This is a genomic window from Streptococcus mobilis (assembly GCF_059727625.1).
The window spans coordinates 24,504-46,272 of sequence record NZ_AP041823.1 but is presented as its reverse complement, the minus strand read 5'-3'; the positions used below and the strand labels follow the sequence as shown (position 1 = coordinate 46,272).

Genomic DNA, 21,769 nt, shown 5'->3' with positions numbered 1-21,769 from the left:
TCGTTTTTCTCCTTTTAAGATATAAATTCAATTAGGTTTGATTTTCATCAACTTTAACAGTATAACAAAACTTTTTTGTAAAGTAAAGTTACTTGACAAAAAAATTGAAATTTTTGGAAAAACTTGCTTCTCCCTAGTTGATCTCAAAGTTTGGATCTGCCTTTGAGCCGTCTTTTATGCTATAATGGTAAAAAATGAAACGAGAGGAATGACATGACAGAATTAGACAAACGCCATCGTAGTAGTGTCTACGACAGCATGGTAAAATCTCCCAACCGTGCCATGCTTCGCGCGACGGGAATGACCGATGAAAGCTTTGAAAAACCGATTGTCGGAGTGATTTCGACATGGGCGGAAAATACCCCTTGTAACATCCACCTTCACGATTTTGGAAAACTGGCCAAAGAAGGTGTGAAAGATGCAGGAGCTTGGCCGGTTCAATTCGGAACCATTACGGTTGCGGACGGGATTGCTATGGGGACACCAGGGATGCGCTTCTCCTTGACTTCTCGTGATATCATTGCAGACTCTATCGAAGCTGCTATGGGCGGTCACAACGTGGATGCCTTTGTAGCCATTGGGGGCTGTGACAAGAACATGCCTGGTTCGATGATTGCCATTGCCAATATGGATATCCCTGCGATCTTTGCCTACGGTGGGACCATTGCTCCAGGGAATCTCGATGGAAAAGATATCGACTTGGTTTCTGTTTTCGAAGGAATCGGGAAATGGAACCATGGTGATATGACGGCTGAAGAAGTGAAGCAACTGGAATGTAATGCTTGCCCTGGCCCTGGTGGCTGTGGGGGGATGTATACGGCCAACACCATGGCGACAGCGATTGAGGTCCTTGGGATGAGCTTACCAGGTTCCTCTTCTCACCCTGCTGAATCAGCTGATAAAAAAGCCGATATCGAAGAAGCAGGTCGTGCGGTTGTCAAGATGCTTGAACTAGGTCTTAAACCATCTGATATCTTGACCCGTGAAGCTTTTGAAGATGCGATTACAGTGACCATGGCGCTGGGTGGTTCCACCAATGCCACCCTTCACTTGCTTGCGATCGCTCACGCAGCTAACGTGGACTTGACGCTGGAAGACTTCAACGATTTCCAAGAGCGTGTGCCTCATTTGGCGGACTTGAAGCCTTCAGGAAAATATGTCTTCCAAGACCTTTACAATGTTGGTGGTGTGCCAGCCGTCATGAAATACCTTCTTAAGAATGGTTTTCTTCACGGAGATCGCATCACATGTACTGGTAAAACAGTAGCTGAGAATTTGGAAGCCTTTGCTGATTTGACACCAGGTCAAAAAGTTATCATGCCGCTTGAAAATCCTAAACGTGCCGATGGTCCATTGATCATCCTGAAAGGGAACTTGGCTCCAGAAGGGGCGGTTGCCAAAGTATCAGGTGTGAAGGTCCGTAACATCACGGGTCCTGCTAAGGTCTTTGACTCTGAAGAAGCTGCCATTGAAGCCGTTCTTTCAGACGAGATCGTGGATGGCGACGTTGTTGTTGTTCGTTTCGTAGGTCCTAAGGGTGGTCCTGGTATGCCGGAAATGCTGTCCTTATCATCCATGATTGTTGGGAAAGGACAAGGAGACAAGGTGGCTCTCTTGACAGACGGCCGCTTCTCAGGTGGTACTTATGGTCTCGTTGTCGGTCACATTGCGCCTGAAGCTCAGGTTGGTGGCCCAATCGCCTACCTCCACACTGGGGATCTGGTGACAGTTGATCAAGATACCAAAGAAATCACCATGCATGTCTCAGACGAAGAATTGGCGAAACGGAAGGCTGAAACAACCTTGCCACCACTGTATAGCCGTGGGGTTTTGGGTAAATACGCTCATATCGTGTCTTCAGCATCACGTGGTGCCGTGACCGACTTCTGGAATATGGAACAGTCTGGTAAACAGTAATTGCAAGGACGACTTTGTCCAAAGAGAGAGTGGGACAGAAATCGGCAATTCGTTAGAATTCGATTTCGTCGTCCCACCTCCGCACAGTTGAGTAGGGCTGTAAAAGCTGATGAAATCAGCGTAGTAGAGCCCACTCAACTACTGCGTCTTGCTCGACAATCCAAAAATAATTGAGAGGCTAGGACTTTTGTCCCAGCCTCTTTTTTGGCTCAAAGTCGCTATTTTTAACCCTGTCGCTGAAGCGTATGAATATTACTTTTTGGGGGATTTGAGTGTATTATCTGTCATTTTTCTTGTAAATCCGTCTATAATTTGCTATAATTGTGACTAATCGAATCAATCCTTTAATACTGTCCAGAGAGGCAGGCAAGGAGCTATGGAAATGAAAGGCCTGGGAAGACCAGCCTATATTTTGTGTATCTCCTTGTTGTGGGGGATTTTTTTGTATAGTTGAAAAGTGGTTTGATAAAAAAGAAATCGTCGATGATGGAAGTAGGGAGTGCATCCTTATGATTTGGTCATCGAAGGTAGACGTTTTTGTTCAGCCATAGCTTGTCGCATCTTAATTTTAGGAGGTTTTTACGATCGTGAATGACGTTAAATATGATGTGAATGATATGCCAAAACCTGGTTTATTGGTTGGTTTATCTTTCCAGCATTTGTTTGCCATGTTTGGGGCGACAGTGCTGGTGCCGATTTTGGTTGGGATTGATCCTGCCATTGCTTTGTTCTCATCTGGTTTGGGGACCTTGGCTCACTTGACCGTGACCAAGTATAAGATCCCTGCTTACATGGGGTCTAGTTTTGCTTATATTGCAGCGATGCAAATGCTGATGAAGTCAGATGGGATCGCGGCAGTTGCCCAGGGTGCCATGGCGGGTGGTTTGGTCTACTTGTTTGTAGCTCTGATTGTTAAGCATGCGGGTAAAGATTGGATTAATAAGGTCCTTCCACCAATCGTGGTTGGTCCCATTATCATGGTAATTGGTTTGAGTCTTGCGAAGAATGCCGTCACTGATGCGACAACCTTAAATAATAGCTACAGCGGCTATGCTCTATTGATTTCGATGGTGACCCTCTTTGCGGTTATCCTCTTTAACATGTATGGCAAGAAGATTGTCGGTGTCGTCCCAATTTTACTTGGATTAATTGTGGGCTATATTTTCTCATTGGCTCTTGGTTTGCTGACAGGACATAGTTTTGTCAATTTCTCAGAGGTAAGTGCGGCGCATTGGATTCAAGTTCCAAACTTTGACATTCCATTTGTGGATTATAGTTTTAAGCTCTATCCAAGTGCGATTTTGACCATGGCTCCGATTGCCTTTGTGACCATGACGGAACATTTTGGCCACCTCATGGTTTTAAATAGTTTGACTGAGCGTGATTACTTCAAGGATCCAGGGCTTGACCATACGCTTACTGGTGATGGCTTGGCACAGATTATTGCTGGATTCTTTGGAGCTCCTCCAGTAACTTCTTATGGGGAAAACATTGGGGTTATGGCCCTTAGTAAGGTCTACTCAGTTTACGTTATTTCAGGCGCAGCAGTGATTGCGGTTGTCATGAGCTTTATTGGGAAGCTATCAGCACTCTTGCACTCTATTCCAACTCCTGTATTGGGAGGTTTGTCTATTGCCCTCTTTGGGGTTATCGCTGCTAGTGGTTTGAAAATTTTAGTTGAACATAAGATTGATTTTGATAATAAAAAGAATCTCTTGATTGCAAGTGTGATCTTGGTATCAGGGATCGGTGGTTTGATGATTGACCTCGGTGGTCTTCAAATCACGGGTGTGGCAACGTCAACAATTCTTGGAATTGTGTTGTATCAAATCCTTCCAGAACCAAAAGCTGACGAGGCTTAGTCCATTCTGGTAGTGAAAAAGTTTGAATGGATTCAATCATTATAAAAAACGAGGAACAAACTCTGATGGCAGAGTTTGTTCCTCGTTTTTTTATGATGGATTGGACTTCCAAAGAGGCCTTCCTTCATTAGTTGACTTCATTTTTAAAAAGGTAATGTTTATTATCGTGGTGGAAGGCCAAGGGCGATGCGCCCGTATCGGCTGATTCGTGTAATTTTCCAAGCGGGTGACCAAGTCACTTCAACCTTGACATCTTCGATCCCCTCGATTTCTTTTAGGCGAGCGACGATCTCGATCGGAAGGCTCTCAGCACAGCTACAAGCCGTATCGGTAAAGGTCATAACCACCTTGCAAGTGCCGGCTTCATCTAGATGGATCTCGTAGATCAGTCCTAGGTTATAGACATCTAACTCAACATCGGTATCAAATACAAGCTCCAATTTTTCGATTAACGGCTTCTCTAGTGCCAGGGCGCGGTCATTGATTTTGATATCCTCTCTCATCGCAAGATCCTTTCAGTGTAGTATGGCTTCCATTTTCTCATAATTCGGCTGATAAGGCAAGAAGAGAAAGAGGATTTGAACGTGTCGAACGAAGGAAATTCGGTCCAGTCTCCATTTCTCTTCGAATTTGTGGTAAAATAGAGGCAAAAGTAAGACAAAGGATGAAGGCTATGAAATTACAAAAACCAAAAGGGACCCAGGATATCCTTCCTGGCGATTCAGCGAAATGGCAATATGTAGAAGGCTTTGCACGCAAGGTCTTTGCGCGATACAATTATGATGAAATCCGCACACCGATCTTCGAACATTATGAAGTCATCAGCCGTTCAGTAGGGGATACGACGGATATCGTTACCAAAGAAATGTATGATTTCTATGACAAGGGAGACCGTCATATCACGCTTCGTCCAGAAGGAACAGCTCCTGTTGTCCGCTCCTATGTAGAAAATAAACTCTTTGCGCCTGAGGTACAAAAACCAAGTAAGTTCTATTACATAGGCCCAATGTTCCGCTACGAACGTCCTCAAGCAGGTCGTTTGCGTCAATTCCACCAAATTGGGGTAGAATGCTTTGGATCGAGCAATCCTGCAACGGATGTCGAAACCATTGCCATGGCAGCGCAATTCCTGAAAGAACTAGGGATTGACAATGTGACCTTGCACTTGAACACCTTGGGAAGTCCTGCTAGTCGTCAGGCTTATCGTCAAGCCTTGATTGATTACCTCTTGCCAATGAAGGATCAATTGTCTAAGGACAGCCAACGTCGCTTAGAAGAAAATCCGCTTCGTGTCTTGGATTCAAAAGAAAAAGAAGACAAGGCGGCGGTTGAACAGGCTCCTTCCATCCTAGACTATCTTGATGAAGAAAGCCAAGCGCATTTTGATGCGGTTCGTCGGATGTTGGAAGATTTGGGGGTAGCCTATGTCATCGATACCAATATGGTGCGTGGCTTGGATTACTACAACCACACGATTTTTGAGTTCATTACAGAAATTGAAGGCAATGAATTGACAGTTTGTGCGGGTGGTCGCTATGATGGTTTGGTTGAATACTTCGGTGGCCCTGCGACAGCTGGTTTTGGATTTGGTATCGGTGTGGAACGGATCCTTCTCGTTCTTGAAAAGAAAGGCATTGAATTACCGATCGAAACAGGCCTAGATGCCTATATCGCTGTCCTAGGAGATGAGGTCAATGAAGCAGCGCTTAGCTTGGTTCAGGCCCTTCGAATCCAAGGTTTCAAGGCAGAACGTGATTACCTTGGACGCAAGCTCAAGGCACAATTTAAGTCAGCAGATGTCTTTGCGGCCAAAGCCTTGATTACCTTAGGAAGTAGTGAAGTTGAGAGCGGTCAAGTTACTGTGAAAAATAACCAAACTCGTCAAGAAGTAACGGTAGCTCTTGAAACCTTGAAGAAAGACTTCCCATCTGTTTTAGCAGAGTTGGGATTGGCTTGATCAAGTCTTGCAGACACCTGAAAAACAGATTCGCATGGGAGTAGGAGCAAAGTCGTTGCGCCTGCTCTCTTTTATCTAGCTTCTGTTTGCCGACCTTTGCCAAGATTTGGCGAAAAGCCGTTAAATTTTCTGACATTTATGATATAATGAGAAGACTACTAGTAAAGGAATGAAACAGTCATGACATTAGTTTATCAATCAACACGAGATGAAAAAAATACTGTAACAGCTAGTCAAGCCATCCTTCAAGGATTGGCGACAGATGGCGGTTTGTTTACTCCAGTCTCTTATCCTCAAGTAGAGCTGGATTTTGATACCCTCAAAGACGCTTCTTACCAAGAAGTGGCCAAGCTTGTTTTGTCAGCCTTTTTGGACGACTTTACAGCAGAAGAGTTGGACTACTGTATTTCTCATGCTTATGACAGCAAGTTTGATACCCCAGCTATTGCTCCTCTTGTCAAACTCGATGGGCAATACAATTTGGAACTCTTCCACGGCTCCACCATTGCCTTTAAAGATATGGCTTTGTCGATCTTGCCTTACTTTATGACAACAGCAGCTAAAAAGCACGGTTTGGAAAATAAAATTGTCATCTTGACGGCGACTTCTGGAGATACAGGAAAAGCTGCGATGGCAGGTTTTGCTGATGTTCCAGGAACAGAGATCATTGTCTTTTATCCAAAAGATGGTGTCAGCAAGGTGCAAGAATTGCAAATGACGACTCAAACTGGGGACAATACCCATGTCATCGCGATCGATGGAAACTTTGACGATGCCCAAACCAATGTCAAACACATGTTCAATGATGTGGCGCTTCGTGAAAAATTAGCAGCCAACAAGATGCAATTCTCATCAGCCAACTCTATGAACATTGGCCGTTTGGTGCCTCAGGTTGTCTATTACGTATACGCATATGCGCAATTGGTGAAGACAGGCCAAATCACAGCGGGAGAAAAAGTCAACTTCACCGTACCGACAGGAAACTTTGGAAATATCTTAGCAGCTTTCTATGCCAAACAAATCGGTCTTCCAGTTGGAAAATTGATCTGTGCGTCAAATGAAAACAATGTCTTGACAGACTTCTTCAAAACACATGTCTATGATAAGAAACGTGAGTTCAAGGTGACCACCAGTCCATCGATGGATATTTTGGTCTCTTCAAACTTGGAACGCTTGATTTTCCACTTGGTAGGCAATGATGCCACAAAGACCAAAGAATTGATGGAAAGCCTCGTTGCAACAGGTCAGTACCAGTTGTCCAACTTTGATGCAGACATCTTAGATTTGTTTGCGGCTGCATACGCAGATGAAGCAGAAACTGCTGCAGAGATCAAGCGGGTCTATGAAGCGTCTGATTACATCGAAGACCCTCATACAGCCGTAGCATCAGCCGTTTATCAAAAATACCGGACCCAAACAGGGGATACTGCTAAAACAGTCATTGCCTCTACAGCAAGTCCTTACAAATTCCCTGTTGTAGCAGTAGAAGCTGTGACAGGCGAGACAGGTCTAGGCGATTTCGAAGCCTTGGCTAAATTACACACCCTCTCAGGTGTTCCTGTACCACCGGCTGTAGACGGCCTTGAAACTGCACCGGTTCGCCATCGTACAAGCGTGGCAGCCAAAGACATGCAAGCAGCCGTAGAAGACTACTTGGGACTTTAATTCTCTGTATTAGAAAGATCAAAAGAGCCGTTTGGCTCTTTTCTATACGCATGAATTCATACAAAAAAATCTTAAATATCGCCCTTCCTGCCATGGGTGAAAATTTCTTACAAATGCTGATGGGCATGGTGGACTCTTATTTAGTGGCTCACCTGGGCTTGATTGCCATTTCAGGTGTTTCCGTCGCAGGGAATATCATCACGATCTATCAAGCCATCTTTTTGGCACTGGGTGCGGCAGTTGCCAGTGTAATGTCCAAAAGCTTGGGTGAAAAAAATAAAGAAACCATTGCCTACCATGCGACAGAGTCACTGAAGGTGACCTTGTTGTTGAGTGCTCTCCTAGGAGGGGCTTCGCTGTTATTTGGACGCCAGATGATTTCGCTGTTGGGGACTGAAGCTGCAGTAGCCGAAAGCGGGGGGATTTACCTTTCCTTGGTTGGCGGGACCATAGTTCTCTTAGGATTGATGACGACCTTGGGCTCCTTGGTTCGGGTGGCCAACAATCCACGTCTTCCTATGTATGTGAGCCTGTTGACCAATCTATTAAACGCTCTGTTCTCCTCTGTAGCCATTTTCCTTTTTGGTTGGGGCATTGTTGGTGCAGCTTTGGGGACAGTGCTGGCCCGTCTGGTGGGCGTCATCCTCTTGTGGCAAAAGGTCCAGCTACCCTTTGCCCCCCTTCGTTGGGGATTGGATCGTAAGCTCTTGAACTTAGCACTTCCAGCAGCCGGAGAGCGGCTGATGATGCGGGCTGGAGATGTGGTAATCATTGCGATCGTGGTTGCTTTTGGGACCGAGGCAGTCGCAGGAAATGCCATCGGAGAGACCTTGACCCAGTTCAACTACATGCCTGTATTTGGAGTGGCCACAGCGACGGTTATGCTCGTGGCACGGAGCCTGGGTGAAGGTGATCTTGAGCAGATTGCCCGCCTTCGAAAGCAGTCTTACTGCTTGTCCTTCGTGTTAATGTTACCCATTGCCTTGGGAATCTTTTTTGGGGGCACCCTTCTGACCCATCTCTACACACAAGATACAAAAGCAGTCGAAGCTAGCCTTTCGGTTGTCCTCTTTTCTTTGTTAGGAACGCCGTTTACAGCAGGAACGGTCATCTATACAGCTGTTTGGCAAGGCTTGGGAAATGGGAAACTTCCATTTTATGCAACGACGATTGGCATGTGGGTCATTCGAATTGGAGCCGGTTATCTGCTTGGAGTAACCCTTGGCTTTGGCCTTCCAGGGGTCTGGACGGGGACGCTGCTCGACAATGGCTTTCGTTGGCTATTTTTGAGTCAGCTATATAGACGAAAAGTAGGAGAGAAGAAAAAATGACAAAACGAGCCTTTATTTGGGATTTGGATGGGACCTTGCTGGATTCCTATGATGCTATTTTAGCAGGTCTTGAGGAGACCTATGCAACTTATCAGCTTCCGTTTGACCGAGCCAGCATTAAAGACTACATCTTGAAGCATTCGGTTCAAGATCTTTTAGTAGCGGTGGCGGAGGAGTATCATCTGGACGTGACTGACTTGAATCGTCGCCGAGCTGAAAGTCTAGCGGAGAAAAATGCCCAGGTCCTTCTGATGGATGGGGCGCGTGATGTCCTATCCTGGGGACAAGAAGCTGGAATTGAGCAGTTTGTCTATACCCATAAGGGAGAGAATGCCTTTGTCATCCTACGGGATTTGGGTTTGGAATCTTTTTTTACAGAGATTTTGACCAGTCAAAGTGGTTTTGCCCGCAAGCCTGACCCAGAAGCTGCTATGTATCTGATGGAGAAGTACGGGTTGGAGCCAGAAAAGACCTACTATATTGGGGATCGGAGCCTGGATATTGACTTTGCAAGAAATAGCCAGATTCAGAGTATCAATTTCTTGACGTCTGACTATGAAGGTAATCATCAGATGAACACCTTACTAGATATCCCAGGTATTTTAAACGCTGAAAAGAATCTGTAAAGAATTTGTTTTTATTTTGAAATAAAGTCGTAAGCTTTCTTTAAGAAATGTCCGTTATAATAGAAGCATAAACAAAGACCTCCTAACTTTGTTTAGAAAAATCCTAAAACTTTTCTTTTTCATAATAATCTCCCTAAGAGTCGCCCAATCAGGCGGCTTTTTTTGTGCGAAAGAATAGTGCAAGCTTTTTTTCTTGCCAGGATAGAAGAAAAAGTTTATAATTGACCTATCAATTATTGATTTATCAAAAATAATACGGAGAAGGAATATGGCAGAAATAAATGATTTACTCTACCAACTACGCTTGGCAGATCAATCAACTACACAGTTATTTGAAAAGCGCCTAGGGATTAGCTTAACGCGTTACCAAATCTTGCAGGATTTATTAGAACAAGCGCCTTGCAATCAGATCGCTGTTCAGGAACGCTTGCAGATTGATCCAGCGGCTTTAACCCGGCATTTCAAAATATTGGAAAAGGAAGGATTTGTCCATCGGAGTCGAAATCCAAAGAATCAGCGGGAAATCTTAATTCATTTGACGGATACGGCCTATAATCGTTTGGTCAAACATCCCCCTCGCCATCATGTGGCGGTGAAAGAACAGATGAGTCGGATTTTGACGGCTCAAGAACAAGAGCAATTTTCTTACCTGCTGGACAAATTAGTATCTGGCATTGAACAAATAACAGTTGAATAAAAAGGAGAATCTACGATGTCATTACTGACGATTATTTTAGCAAGTCTTGCTGCACTGGAGCATCTATATATTTTTTATTTGGAGAGCATCAGAACCACATCTGATACCACAAGTCGGGTTTTCAACATGGATAAAGAAGAACTCGCTCGCCCATCTGTGACCTCTTTATTTAAGAATCAAGGGATATACAATGCCTTGATTGGTGTCTTCCTCTTGTATGGATTGTTTGTGTCCAAAAATATTGAAGTTGTTACGATTTTCGTGCTCTTTATTATTGGAGCCGCAGCTTACGGTGCGATGACAGCCAATAAAAAGATTATCTTGACCCAAGGTGGCCCTGCTATTTTGGCCTTGTTAAGTATCCTATTTTTGGGTTAAAAAAGATGCGCCGATAGGGAACTTTGAGTTGATTGTATTAAATAAGTGTAGAAAAAAGTATAAAAAAAGACTAAAAATTTTATTGACTTTCTAAGAAAAAGGGTTATAATGGTAGCAACAGAAAAGTAATGAGTCAGCTATTTCCAGGGAGCTTGTGGGAATTGTGAACAAGCAATAGCGACTGATGAAAATTGGACTGTTATGATCAATGAATTCTAACCCATGTGAATTCGGTTAGCACCCCTTACCGTGCAACTCCTTGATAGAGGAGATAGAGATGTAGGGAAAGACCAGCTATTTTTCCCTATAAAAGAGGTGGCACCGCGGACACTACGCCCTCACACAGTTTTTGTGTGAGGGCTTTTCTATGTGCCTTAGCAAGCGAAGCGAGCTTAGGCACATAGATCCCAAAGCGCAAACAGAGCGATGGGATAACCTTAATCGCCTTAGCAAGCGAAGTAGGGTGCGGTTGAATTCATTAGAATAAAAGAGTTCTAAAAGAGAGGTTTCTGATATGAAAAAAGTTTTATCTGCTGATGTGTTGAGTCCAATTTTGGCTTATATGCGTTTGGAAGCGCCCCATAAAATGATCTTGGAGTCGATCCCTCGTGAAAAAGAGAATGCGCGTTTTTCAATTGTAGCCTATCGGCCGGTCAGTGAAGTCAAGTTTGAACATGGTGTCCTCTATTACAATGATCAAATTGTTGAAGAGGATCCTTTGGACTTTTTGAACCGCATCACGGTCAAAACGAAAACTTCAGAAGAACTTCCTTTTAACGGTGGGGCGATTGGATTTGTCGGCTATGACTTGATTGGCCTCTATGAGAACATTGGTTTCATTCCTGAAGATACGATCGGCACCCCAGATCTCCACTTTTTCTTATATGAGAGCTATGTGATTTTTGATCACAAAAAGGAAAAGGTCTATGTGGTGGAAGAGAACCTCTATAGTGGACGGAGTGAAGCAGAGCAAGCGTCGAGCTTGGAGCAAGTATTAGCACAGTTGGCAAGACCTGCAAAAGAAGAGTTTCAGGACAAGGATCTGCATGCACTTCATTTCCACAATCATTTGGAGCAAAAAGAGTTTGAGGAAATGGTGGCCCTAGCGCGGGACTATATTCGAAAAGGGGATATGTTCCAATGCGTGCTTAGTCAACGTTTTTCAGCTGATTTTTCAGGTAAACCATTGGATTATTACCGCAATTTGCGCGTGACCAACCCTTCGAATTATCTCTACTTTTATGATTTTGGGGAGTACCAAATTATCGGTGCTAGTCCAGAAAGTCTGGTGTCGGTCAAGGACCGAGTGGTGACGACCAATCCCATTGCGGGCACACGTCCCAGAGGGCTCGATGAAGAGAGTGATCGGCAATTGGCAGCTGATTTGGCAGGGGATCCAAAAGAAGTCGCAGAACACCGGATGTTGGTGGATCTAGGGCGAAACGATATTGGGCGTATCGCCCAAAATGGGTCGGTTGAAGTGACCAAATATATGGAAGTGGAGTTCTTCCGTTATGTGATGCACCTGACGAGTGTGGTCAAGGGTCAATTGCTTCCTGGACTAGCCTCCATTGAGGCTCTGAAGGCAACTCTTCCAGCGGGGACCGTTTCGGGTGCTCCCAAGATTCGAGCCATGAAGCGAATCTATGAGGCAGAAAAAGAGAAACGAGGCGTCTATGCGGGGGCTATTGGCTATCTCTCTGTGACGGGGGATCTCGATTTTGCTATTGCGATTCGAACCATGATCCTCAAAAATAAGAAGGCTTATGTGCAGGCCGGAGCAGGAATCGTTTATGATTCGATCGCTGAAAATGAATACCAAGAAACCGTCAATAAGGCAAAATCGATGACAAGGATTGGAGAAGAAGGATGATTTTATTAGTCGATAATTACGATTCATTTACTTACAATTTAGCACAGTATATCGGAAAATTTGATGAGGTCCAGGTGCTTCGAAATGATGATCCGGATTTGTACCAAGTTGCCCAAGGAGCAGATGCCTTGGTCTTTTCTCCAGGTCCAGGCTGGCCAAAGGATGCGGGCAAGATGGAGGAGATGATCCGAGATTTCACAGGGATCAAACCAATCTTGGGGATTTGCTTGGGACATCAAGCGATTGCGGAAGTTTTTGGAGGGCGCTTGGGATTGGCGCCACAGGTCATGCATGGCAAACAAAGCCAGATCCAGCTAGAAGCTCCTTCTCCGCTATACGCGGGTGTCGCAAAAGAAGTCCCAGTCATGCGCTACCATTCGCTGACGATTGAAGACATGCCAGAGGATTTTGTCATTACTTCTCGAACGACGGATGATCAAGCGATTATGGGGATTCAACACCGTAGCTTACCGATTTATGGTTTTCAATACCATCCAGAAAGTATCGGAACGCCAGATGGGCTCAAGACCATCGAAAATTTTGTCAAACTAGTCAAGGAGCGGAAGATGAAACAAGTGCTTGCAAAAGTAGCGGAAGGAATGGATCTAACTAGTGCAGAGTTAGAAGCGGCCATGGAGGAAGTTGTTGCTGGTCGTGCTTCAGAAGCGCAGGTAACGGCCCTTCTTCTAGGTCTCAAAATGAAGGGAGAAACGGTTGAAGAGCGGACGGCTATTGCAAAAGTGATGCAGGCCTATGCCGTCGCTATTCCGACTGAAGTTCAAGGAGCAATGGACAATTGTGGAACTGGGGGCGATCGTTCTTATAGTTTCAATATTTCAACAACAGCTGCCTTCGTCCTTGCTGGTGGTGGCATCAAGATGGCGAAACACGGAAATCGTTCGATCTCTTCTAAATCTGGTTCTGCGGATGTATTAGAAGCGCTAGGGATTAACCTTGATTTGGGTCCAGAAGACTTGGGACGAGTGTTTGAAAAGGCGGGGATTGTCTTCCTATTTGCCAAAAATCTGCATCCTGGCATGCGCTATATTATGCCCGCTCGCTTGGCGCTAGGGGTTCCAACGGTGATGAACTTAACCGGTCCTCTTATCAATCCGATTCCTCTAGAAACCCAGCTATTGGGAACCAGTCGTCCAGATATGCTGGAAAGTACGGCGGAGATTCTAAAGAATTTGGGTCGGAAACGCGCAGTGGTGGTGAGTGGTCCACAAGGTTTGGACGAGGCAGGCCTTGATGGGGCAACCCAGCTCGCTATTCTGGAAAATGGACAGGTTACCTTATCCAGCTTTCAACCAGAAGATATAGGAATGGAGCGCATCGAAATTGATCAAGTACGAGGTGGAGACGCCAAACGCAATGCGGAAATTTTGCTCAGTGTCTTGAAGAATGAAGCGAGTCCCTTCTTAGAGGTGACGGTCTTAAATGCAGGCCTTGGTTTTTATGCCAATGGCAAGGTAGATTCTATCAAGGAGGGGATTGCCTTGGCACGTGAAGTGATTGCCAGTGGGGCTGCCCTTGAGAAATTGAGATTATTACAGGAGTATCAAAAATGAGTCAAGAATTCTTACCAAAGATTCTAAAGGAAAAGGCGCGTGAAGTGGCTGCGATGAAAGAAGAGGAACTCCAACCTTTGCGCGAGACTTACCGCCTGTATGATTACCTAAAGAGTCATCCAGAAAAGCTTCAGGTCATTGCGGAAGTGAAAAAGGCTAGCCCGAGTCTGGGAGATATTCATGTCGATGTGGATATCGTCGCGCAGGCTAAGACTTACGAAGAAAATGGGGCCGTGATGATTTCTGTCTTGACTGATGAAGTGTTTTTCAAGGGCAGTATCGAGTATCTCCGGGAAATATCTAGTCAAGTACGTATCCCCACCCTCAACAAAGATTTTATTGTGGATGAAAAGCAAGTGATTCGGGCGCGAAACGCAGGGGCGACCGTGATCTTGTTGATTGTTGCAGCCTTATCAGAGGCTCGTCTGAAAGAACTCTTCGATTTTGCGACCCATCTTGGCCTGGAGGTCTTGGTGGAGACCCATAATCTGACAGAACTAGAGATCGCTCACCGGATTGGGGCTCAGATCATCGGGGTCAATAACCGCAACTTGGTGACCTTTGAGACAGATCTCCATACTAGCCTTGAATTGGCGACAAGCTTTGAACAAGAACCGGTCTATATCTCTGAGTCTGCTATTTTCACAGTAGCAGACGCGTGCATGCTGGCTCCTTATTTTAATGGCATTCTCGTTGGGACAGCCCTCATGAAGGCAGACAATGTGGCTGAAAAAGTAAAGGAGTTGCAGATTGACAAAGGTTAAAATTTGCGGATTGTCCACTCCAGAAGCCGTGAAGACAGCTGTTGAAGCTGGTGCGGACTACATTGGTTTTGTCTTTGCACCAAGCAAACGGCAAGTCACGCTGGAGCAAGCCCGGCAGTTGGCTACAGGCATTCCAAAGGGAGTCCAAAAAGTCGGTGTTTTTGTATCACCACAAAGAGAAGAAGTGGAGCAAGCTTGCCAAGTTGTGGGCTTGGACCTGATACAAGTGCATGGACCGATGGATGAAACCATCTTGCAAGACCTTCCCCAACAAACGATCCGCGCTGTTCAAGTGGGAAAAGACGCAGCTCTTCCTGAGACCAGTGCCGATTATCTGCTCTTTGATGCTCCTGTAGCAGGAAGTGGGCAGACTTTTGACTGGCAAAAGCTCGAAACCCAAAACTTCACAAAGCCCTTCTTTATTGCAGGAGGCTTGACGGAAGACAATGTAGCAGATGCCATTCGCTTCTTTCATCCTTATGCGGTGGATGTATCCAGTGGGGTCGAGACAAATGGAAAAAAAGATCAAGAAAAAATAAAACGATTTATAGAAAGGGTCAAGCATGGCATATAAACAACCAGATCAAAACGGATTTTACGGGCGGTTCGGGGGACGATTTGTCCCTGAAACCTTGATGACAGCAGTTTTAGAATTAGAAGAAGCCTACAGAGAAAGTCAAAAAGATCCTTCTTTTCAAGCAGAATTGGATCAGCTTCTGAAACAATATGTCGGTCGGGAAACACCGCTCTATTACGCTAAAAATCTTACCAAGTATGTCGGTGGAGCCAAGATCTTTCTTAAAAGAGAAGACCTCAACCACACAGGAGCTCATAAAATTAATAATGCCCTAGGACAGGTTTTATTGGCACACCGGATGGGCAAAAAGAAGATCATCGCAGAAACAGGGGCTGGACAGCACGGTGTTGCAACGGCAACGGCTGCTGCTTTATTTGATATGGAATGCACCATCTACATGGGGGAAGAAGATGTCAAACGCCAAGCCCTCAATGTCTTTCGGATGGAATTGTTGGGCGCCAAGGTTCAATCGGTAACAGATGGGTCACGGGTTCTCAAGGATGCGGTCAATGCTGCCCTTAGAGCCTGGGTAGCAAATGTGGAGGATACCCACTATATCATGGGGTCTGCTCTAGGGCCTCATCCATTCCCAGAGATTGTCCGTGATTTTCAAAGTGTCATCGGTCGAGAAGCCAAACGCCAATTTGCAGAGCAAAATGATGGTGCGCTACCAGATGCCGTCCTAGCCTGTGTAGGAGGAGGATCGAACGCTATTGGCCTCTTTTATCCTTTTGTTGAGGACACCTCTGTTGCCATGTATGGGGCAGAAGCTGCTGGCCTTGGGGTAGATACAGACCAGCATGCAGCAACCTTGACCAAAGGACGTCCGGGAGCCCTTCACGGTGCCTTGATGGATGTGTTACAGGATGCCTATGGACAGATTTTAGAAGCCTTCTCGATTTCAGCAGGTCTCGATTATCCAGGAATTGGGCCGGAGCATTCTTATTTTCATGAGATCAAGCGGGCAACCTATGTGCCTGTGACAGACCAAGAAGCCCTAGAAGCCTTTCAATTGCTTTCGAAAGTAGAAGGAATCATTCCAGCTCTGGAATCGAGCCATGCTATCGCCTATGCGGTGAAGTTGGCTAAGGAGATGGGGCCTGAAAAATCTATGATCGTTTGCTTATCAGGACGTGGGGACAAAGATGTGGTACAAGTCAAAGACCGCCTAGAACAAGAGAGAGGAGAGTAAGATGGGAAAGACCTTAACAGAGCATTTACAAAAGCTGAAAGACCAGCAGCAAGGGATCTTTGTTCCTTATATCATGGCAGGAGATCATGAAAAAGGCTTGGCAGGTTTGCAGGAAACCATCCAATTTTTGGAGGAGCTTGGTGTCTCAGCCATTGAAGTTGGCATTCCTTTTTCAGATCCGGTGGCAGATGGCCCTGTGATTGAAGAGGCAGGATTACGCAGTTTAGCCCATGGGACGACGACAGAGGGTCTGGTGCAAACGATCCAGCGCTTGAAGACTACTGTTCCTTTGGTCATCATGACCTATTTCAACCCCTTGTTCCAATATGGGCTCGAAAACTTCTTTAGAGCTGTAGAAGGAACAGCGGTCAAGGGAGTGATTATTCCGGATCTTCCTCATGAGCATGCGGATCTGGTAGAGCCTCTCTTAGTGGATAAAGACATCGCTTTGGTGCCGCTAGTGAGCTTAACCACAGGAATCGAGCGCCAGAAGAAATTGATCCATGATGCAGAAGGATTTATCTATGCCGTTGCTGTCAATGGAGTGACGGGGAAAGCTGGTAGCTATCGAGATGACTTGGACCATCACTTGGCCCAATTACACGAAATAGCGTCCATTCCTGTTTTAACAGGTTTTGGAGTTTCCAGCATGGAGGATGTTCACCGTTTTAACAAGGTCTCAGATGGGGTTATTGTGGGGTCCAAAATCGTTAAGGCTCTCCACCAAGGGGAGACAGACGCCATTGCTCGTTTTATTTCTCAAGCAGTGAAGGCCTAAAAGGTTCATTCCATTTATCATCAGCTTGATTCTCCTAGATCAAGCTCTTTGTCTACTATTTTAAACATTCCCCTTGTTTGTCTTTACAAACGAGGCTTTCTCGTTACAATAGAGGTAGTAACAAGAAAAGAGGAGAAGAGAATGATAAGCCTTGAAGAAATTGATCAAGTTGTCCAGTCAGGTCCTTTTGAACCAACCTGGGACTCTCTTAGCCATCAAGTCTGTCCAGATTGGTATCGAGATGCCAAATTTGGAATATTTATCCACTGGGGCGTCTACAGTGTACCTGCCTTTGGTTCGGAATGGTATTCGCGAAATATGTATATCCAAGGGAATCCTTGTTGTGACTATCATCGAGAGCATTTTGGAGATCAGGCTAGCTTTGGCTACAAGGATCTCATTCCTCTATTTACAGCCGATCGCTTTGATCCGGCATCTTGGCTGGATCTCTTTCAAAAAGCGGGAGCCCAGTATCTTTTTCCAGTTGCGGAGCACCACGATGGTTTTCAGATGTATGCCTCTACTCTCTCGCTTTATAATAGCTTAGAAATGGGGCCGAGACGAGATGTCTTAGGAGAGCTGAGGGAGGAAGCAGAAAAACGTGGCCTGCACTTCTGTACGTCCTCTCACCGGGCAGAACACCAGTTTTTCTTTTCACATGGCAAGGAATTCACTAGTGACATTCCGCAAGAAGTCCCAAGAGACAGCCTTTATTGGCCAGCCGAGCCAGAGCCCAAGGATCATTTTGATCTGACTTCCAAGCCTTATCCAAGTAAAGAATTTTTGGAAGATTGGCTGTTGCGAACCTGTGAACTGGTGCGGGACTACCAGCCAGAGCTCCTTTATTTTGACTGGTGGATCCAGCATGAGAGTTTCCGTCCCTACTTGATGCGCTTTTTGGCTTATTATTACAATCTAGCAGCACAAGAGGATCGCAAGGTGGCTGTTTGTTACAAACAGGACGCCCTCCCTTTCGGTTCAGGAATCGTTGAGATGGAGCGGGGAGGATACGGAGAGACGCAAGCCTTTCCGTGGCAAATGGATACCGCGATCGCCCGTAATTCTTGGTGCTATACCCAGGATCTAGCCTACAAGACCAGTAAGGAATTGCTACAAAATTTAGTCGATGTTGTGGCCAAAAATGGCAATCTTCTGCTCAATATTGGACCCAAGGCAGATGGCACGATCCCTGAGCAAGACCAAGACATCCTCACAGAGATCGGGGACTGGCTGGCGGTAAATGGAGAAGCCATTTATCAGAGTCGGCCTTGGCGGGTGTCATCGGACGGACCGACCGAGGCCCAGGAAGGTTCCTTCTCAGACGGGCAAGCGCCACTCTATACCAGCCAAGATTTCCGCTATACTATGCGTGATGGCTTTCTTTATGCTATCCAGCTGGAACCAAGTGGAAGGACAGAAGAGCTGACCTTGCCATCTCTCGCCTATGATCTCAAGCAACCGAGAATTCTTCATGCGCGCATTCAAAAGCTAGAGCTCCTTGGAGAAGGTCAGCTTCTTTCTTGGAGCCAAGATGAGACAGGGCTCCATCTTCAGTTACCAGCTTGTAGGAAAAAACAACCGCGTGTTTTGCGCCTCAGCTTTTAGTTTTCTTGAAGCTTTCTATAAGGAATCGTTTAGGTTTCTCTTGTATACTGTACTCATCCAATAAGAAATGAGGTACAGAAAATGAAAATCTCAGTTAATTATCCAAAACGCTTTAAGAAATTGCCACAACAAGGTTCTTGTTACGGCGAATAAACACTTCTCTTCATTTTTCATAAGAAACTCCTAAAGAAGGCTCTACCCGAAAGGGTAGAGTTTTTATGTACCAGAGACCTTGTGATTCGTGGTATAATAGGCCTATGGAAAAAAAGAATAAATTACTACTCATCGACGGGTCTTCCGTCGCTTTTCGTGCCTTTTTCGCACTCTATCATCAAATTGATCGCTTCAAAAATGCCAATGGTTTGCATACCAATGCGGTCTATGGCTTTAACCTCATGTTGAGTCATCTCTTGGAGCGCATCCAACCGACCCATGTCCTCGTTGCTTTTGATGCAGGAAAGACGACTTTTCGGACGGAGATGTATGCCGACTACAAAGGGGGCCGTGCAAAAACACCAGATGAGTTCCGCGAGCAGTTTCCTTTCATTCGTGAGCAACTGGATCATTTGGGAATCCGCCATTATGAGCTGGCCCAGTATGAAGCGGATGATATTATTGGAACACTAGATAAGATGGCAGAAACTACTTCGGTGCCATTTGATGTGACCATTGTCTCTGGGGATAAGGATTTGATCCAGCTGACAGATGACAATACGGTGGTTGAGATTTCCAAAAAAGGGGTAGCGGAGTTTGAGGAATTCACTCCGGCCTATCTGAAAGAAAAGATGGGGCTGACACCAGAGCAATTTATCGACCTCAAGGCCTTGATGGGAGATAAGTCGGATAATATCCCAGGTGTTACTAAGATCGGAGAAAAGACCGGGATCAAACTACTCCTAGAGTACGGCTCTCTTGATGGCATTTACGAGCATATCGACGAGATGAAGGCTTCTAAGATGAAGGAAAACCTCATCAACGACAAGGAGCAGGCCTATCTGTCTAAGACTCTCGCAACCATCGATACCAATGCTCCCATTGAAATTGGGCTGGACGATATCACCTATACGGGCCCTCATCTAGAAAATCTCGCCAAGTTTTATGAGGAGATGGGCTTCAAGCAACTCCGTCAGGCCTTGGATCTCAGTGGAGAAGAAGCAGCTCCTGTAGCTATTGACTATACAGAAGTCGAGCAAGTTGCTTCAGATATGCTCACGGAAGATAGTTTCTTCCATTTTGAGATTTTTGGGGACAATTACCATACGGAACCCATCATCGGTTTCGCATGGGGGACCAAGGGTCAGCTCTACGCGAGTACAGATATTGGTCTTTTACAAACACCGATTTTCAAAGAATTTCTCGAAAAAACGCCCCTCAAGGTCTATGACTTCAAGCGGGCCAAGGTCTTGCTCAGCCACTTGGGCATTACTCTTCAAAATCCGGCTTTTGACAGTCGACTGGCCAAGTATCTTTTGTCGACCGTAGAGGACAATGAAATTTCAACCATTGCGAGTCTCTATAGTCAGATTGCGCTGCCGCTGGACGAAGTCGTTTATGGCAAGGGAGCCAAAAAAGCTATCCCAGAAAAGGCGGTCCTATTAGAGCATTTGGCACGGAAAGTCGCTGTTTTACTAGACACGGAAGAGCCCATGGTAGAGCAGTTGCAGGCCCATGACCAACTAGATTTGCTCTATGATATGGAGCAACCGCTAGCAGCTGTTTTGGCCAAGATGGAAATCGCGGGGATCAAGGTAGAGCGTCAGACCCTAGAAGACATGCAGGTGGAAAACGAAGTGGTCTTGGAACGCTTGACTCAAGAAATCTACGAGCTTGCAGGAGAAGAGTTTAACATCAATTCTCCAAAACAATTGGGGGTTATTCTCTTTGAAAAATTGGGACTCCCACTTGAATATACAAAAAAGACCAAAACCGGCTATTCAACAGCCGTTGATGTCTTGGAACGCCTGGCTCCAATTGCACCGATTGTGTCTAAGATTCTTGAATACCGCCAAATTGCTAAGATCCAGTCGACCTATGTCATCGGTCTTCAAGATTGGATTTTGGAAGATGGGAAGATCCATACCCGCTATGTACAGGATTTGACGCAGACAGGCCGTTTGTCCAGTGTGGATCCCAACCTGCAAAACATTCCTGTCCGTTTGGAACAAGGTCGTCTTATTCGTAAGGCCTTTGTCCCAGAAGAGGAAAACAGTGTCTTGCTGAGTTCGGACTATTCACAAATCGAACTGCGCGTCTTGGCCCATATTTCGGGAGATGAGCATTTGATTGATGCCTTTAAACATGGGGCAGATATCCATACATCGACTGCTATGCGAGTTTTCAATATTGCAAAACCTGAAGATGTGACGCCGAACGACCGTCGCAATGCAAAAGCAGTAAACTTCGGTGTGGTTTATGGAATTTCCGACTTTGGACTGTCTAACAACCTAGGGATCAGTCGAAAAGAAGCCAAGGCTTATATTGAGACCTACTTCGAACGCTACCCTGGCATCAAGGACTATATGGAGAGAGTGGTACGGGAAGCGCGTGATAAAGGCTATGTGGAGACCCTCTTCAAGCGTCGTCGGGAGATTCCAGATATCAATTCTCGCAACTTCAATGTTCGAGGCTTTGCGGAGCGGACAGCTATCAACTCACCCATCCAAGGATCGGCAGCAGACATCTTGAAAATTGCCATGATCCACTTGGACCAAGCTCTAGAAGCAGGAGCATACAAGACCAAGATGCTTCTTCAAGTGCACGATGAAATCGTTCTGCAAGTGCCAAGTGATGAACTGGCAGCGATCAAAGAACTCGTCAAAGAGACCATGGAATCCGCTATCGAACTTGCAGTACCACTGGAAGCCGATGAAAATGAAGGCAAAACATGGTATGAAGCCAAATAAGATTAAGTTTGTTCAAAACAGAAAGAGGTAGGAAACTTTTCAGTTTCCTACCTCTTTTAATGACAAACACTTG

17 protein-coding genes and 1 pseudogene are annotated in these 21,769 nt (G+C 45.5%); 17 read left to right on the top strand and 1 reads right to left on the bottom strand.

Annotated elements, in window-relative coordinates; translation table 11 throughout:
- Positions 1-213: 213 nt before the first annotated feature.
- Positions 214-1,917 carry a dihydroxy-acid dehydratase gene (gene ilvD / locus AC6IZR_RS00280; protein ID WP_497848568.1) on the top strand — a complete coding sequence of 568 codons (1,704 nt, stop codon included), beginning with the start codon at positions 214-216 and terminating at the stop codon, positions 1,915-1,917.
- A 587-nt stretch (positions 1,918-2,504) separates the two neighbouring features.
- Positions 2,505-3,779: a uracil-xanthine permease family protein gene (locus AC6IZR_RS00275; protein WP_003011521.1), complete on the top strand. Its 1,275-nt coding sequence runs from the start codon at positions 2,505-2,507 to the stop codon at positions 3,777-3,779.
- Between the two features lie 161 nt (positions 3,780-3,940).
- Here AC6IZR_RS00275 and AC6IZR_RS00270 read toward each other — a convergent pair whose 3' ends face one another.
- Positions 3,941-4,282 (bottom strand): metal-sulfur cluster assembly factor, encoded by a 342-nt coding sequence (locus AC6IZR_RS00270; protein ID WP_003010891.1) that lies wholly within the window; start codon positions 4,280-4,282, stop codon positions 3,941-3,943.
- Between the two features lie 170 nt (positions 4,283-4,452).
- Between AC6IZR_RS00270 and hisS the strand changes: the two genes are divergently transcribed.
- From hisS to polA, 15 genes and pseudogenes are all read left to right on the top strand, one after another.
- The gene (hisS, locus tag AC6IZR_RS00265; protein ID WP_070464633.1) at positions 4,453-5,736 is read left to right on the top strand and encodes a histidine--tRNA ligase; all 1,284 of its coding nucleotides are present in this window, start codon (positions 4,453-4,455) and stop codon (positions 5,734-5,736) included.
- A gap of 180 nt (positions 5,737-5,916) precedes the next feature.
- Positions 5,917-7,401: a threonine synthase gene (thrC, locus tag AC6IZR_RS00260; RefSeq protein WP_014712664.1), complete on the top strand. Its 1,485-nt coding sequence runs from the start codon at positions 5,917-5,919 to the stop codon at positions 7,399-7,401.
- A 50-nt stretch (positions 7,402-7,451) separates the two neighbouring features.
- Complete coding sequence (locus AC6IZR_RS00255; protein WP_497848567.1) at positions 7,452-8,732, top strand: MATE family efflux transporter; 1,281 nt, start codon at positions 7,452-7,454, stop codon at positions 8,730-8,732.
- Positions 8,729-9,358 (top strand): HAD-IA family hydrolase, encoded by a 630-nt coding sequence (locus AC6IZR_RS00250; protein ID WP_302692907.1) that lies wholly within the window; start codon positions 8,729-8,731, stop codon positions 9,356-9,358. Before AC6IZR_RS00255 ends, AC6IZR_RS00250 begins: the two co-directional genes overlap by 4 nt.
- Before the next feature lie 268 nt (positions 9,359-9,626).
- Positions 9,627-10,055, top strand: coding sequence for a MarR family winged helix-turn-helix transcriptional regulator (locus tag AC6IZR_RS00245; RefSeq protein WP_003009542.1), 429 nt, complete (start codon positions 9,627-9,629; stop codon positions 10,053-10,055).
- Positions 10,056-10,070: 15 nt separating this feature from the next.
- Positions 10,071-10,433 (top strand): DUF1304 domain-containing protein, encoded by a 363-nt coding sequence (locus tag AC6IZR_RS00240; protein WP_227247820.1) that lies wholly within the window; start codon positions 10,071-10,073, stop codon positions 10,431-10,433.
- A gap of 514 nt (positions 10,434-10,947) precedes the next feature.
- Complete coding sequence (gene trpE, locus AC6IZR_RS00235; protein WP_497848566.1) at positions 10,948-12,306, top strand: anthranilate synthase component I; 1,359 nt, start codon at positions 10,948-10,950, stop codon at positions 12,304-12,306.
- A pseudogene (locus tag AC6IZR_RS00230) lies at positions 12,303-12,863 on the top strand (aminodeoxychorismate/anthranilate synthase component II); the annotation flags it as partial. The gene trpE and the pseudogene AC6IZR_RS00230, both read left to right, overlap by 4 nt.
- Before the next feature lie 9 nt (positions 12,864-12,872).
- Positions 12,873-13,877, top strand: a complete 1,005-nt coding sequence (gene trpD / locus AC6IZR_RS00225; RefSeq protein WP_347112562.1) for an anthranilate phosphoribosyltransferase — start codon at positions 12,873-12,875, stop codon at positions 13,875-13,877.
- A complete protein-coding gene (trpC, locus tag AC6IZR_RS00220) occupies positions 13,874-14,641 on the top strand; it encodes an indole-3-glycerol phosphate synthase TrpC (protein WP_347112550.1) in 768 nt (255 codons plus the stop codon). The genes trpD and trpC overlap by 4 nt, the downstream gene beginning before the upstream one ends.
- Positions 14,628-15,215 carry a phosphoribosylanthranilate isomerase gene (locus AC6IZR_RS00215; protein ID WP_497848565.1) on the top strand — a complete coding sequence of 196 codons (588 nt, stop codon included), beginning with the start codon at positions 14,628-14,630 and terminating at the stop codon, positions 15,213-15,215. The genes trpC and AC6IZR_RS00215 overlap by 14 nt, the downstream gene beginning before the upstream one ends.
- Positions 15,205-16,410 (top strand): tryptophan synthase subunit beta, encoded by a 1,206-nt coding sequence (gene trpB, locus AC6IZR_RS00210; protein ID WP_497848564.1) that lies wholly within the window; start codon positions 15,205-15,207, stop codon positions 16,408-16,410. The genes AC6IZR_RS00215 and trpB overlap by 11 nt, the downstream gene beginning before the upstream one ends.
- Position 16,411: 1 nt before the next feature.
- A complete protein-coding gene (gene trpA / locus AC6IZR_RS00205; RefSeq protein ID WP_490679464.1) occupies positions 16,412-17,188 on the top strand; it encodes a tryptophan synthase subunit alpha in 777 nt (258 codons plus the stop codon).
- A 141-nt stretch (positions 17,189-17,329) separates the two neighbouring features.
- The gene (locus tag AC6IZR_RS00200) at positions 17,330-18,793 is read left to right on the top strand and encodes an alpha-L-fucosidase (RefSeq protein WP_497848563.1); all 1,464 of its coding nucleotides are present in this window, start codon (positions 17,330-17,332) and stop codon (positions 18,791-18,793) included.
- 257 nt (positions 18,794-19,050) lie between these two features.
- Positions 19,051-21,696, top strand: a complete 2,646-nt coding sequence (polA, locus tag AC6IZR_RS00195) for a DNA polymerase I (RefSeq protein ID WP_497848562.1) — start codon at positions 19,051-19,053, stop codon at positions 21,694-21,696.
- Positions 21,697-21,769 lie beyond the last annotated feature (73 nt).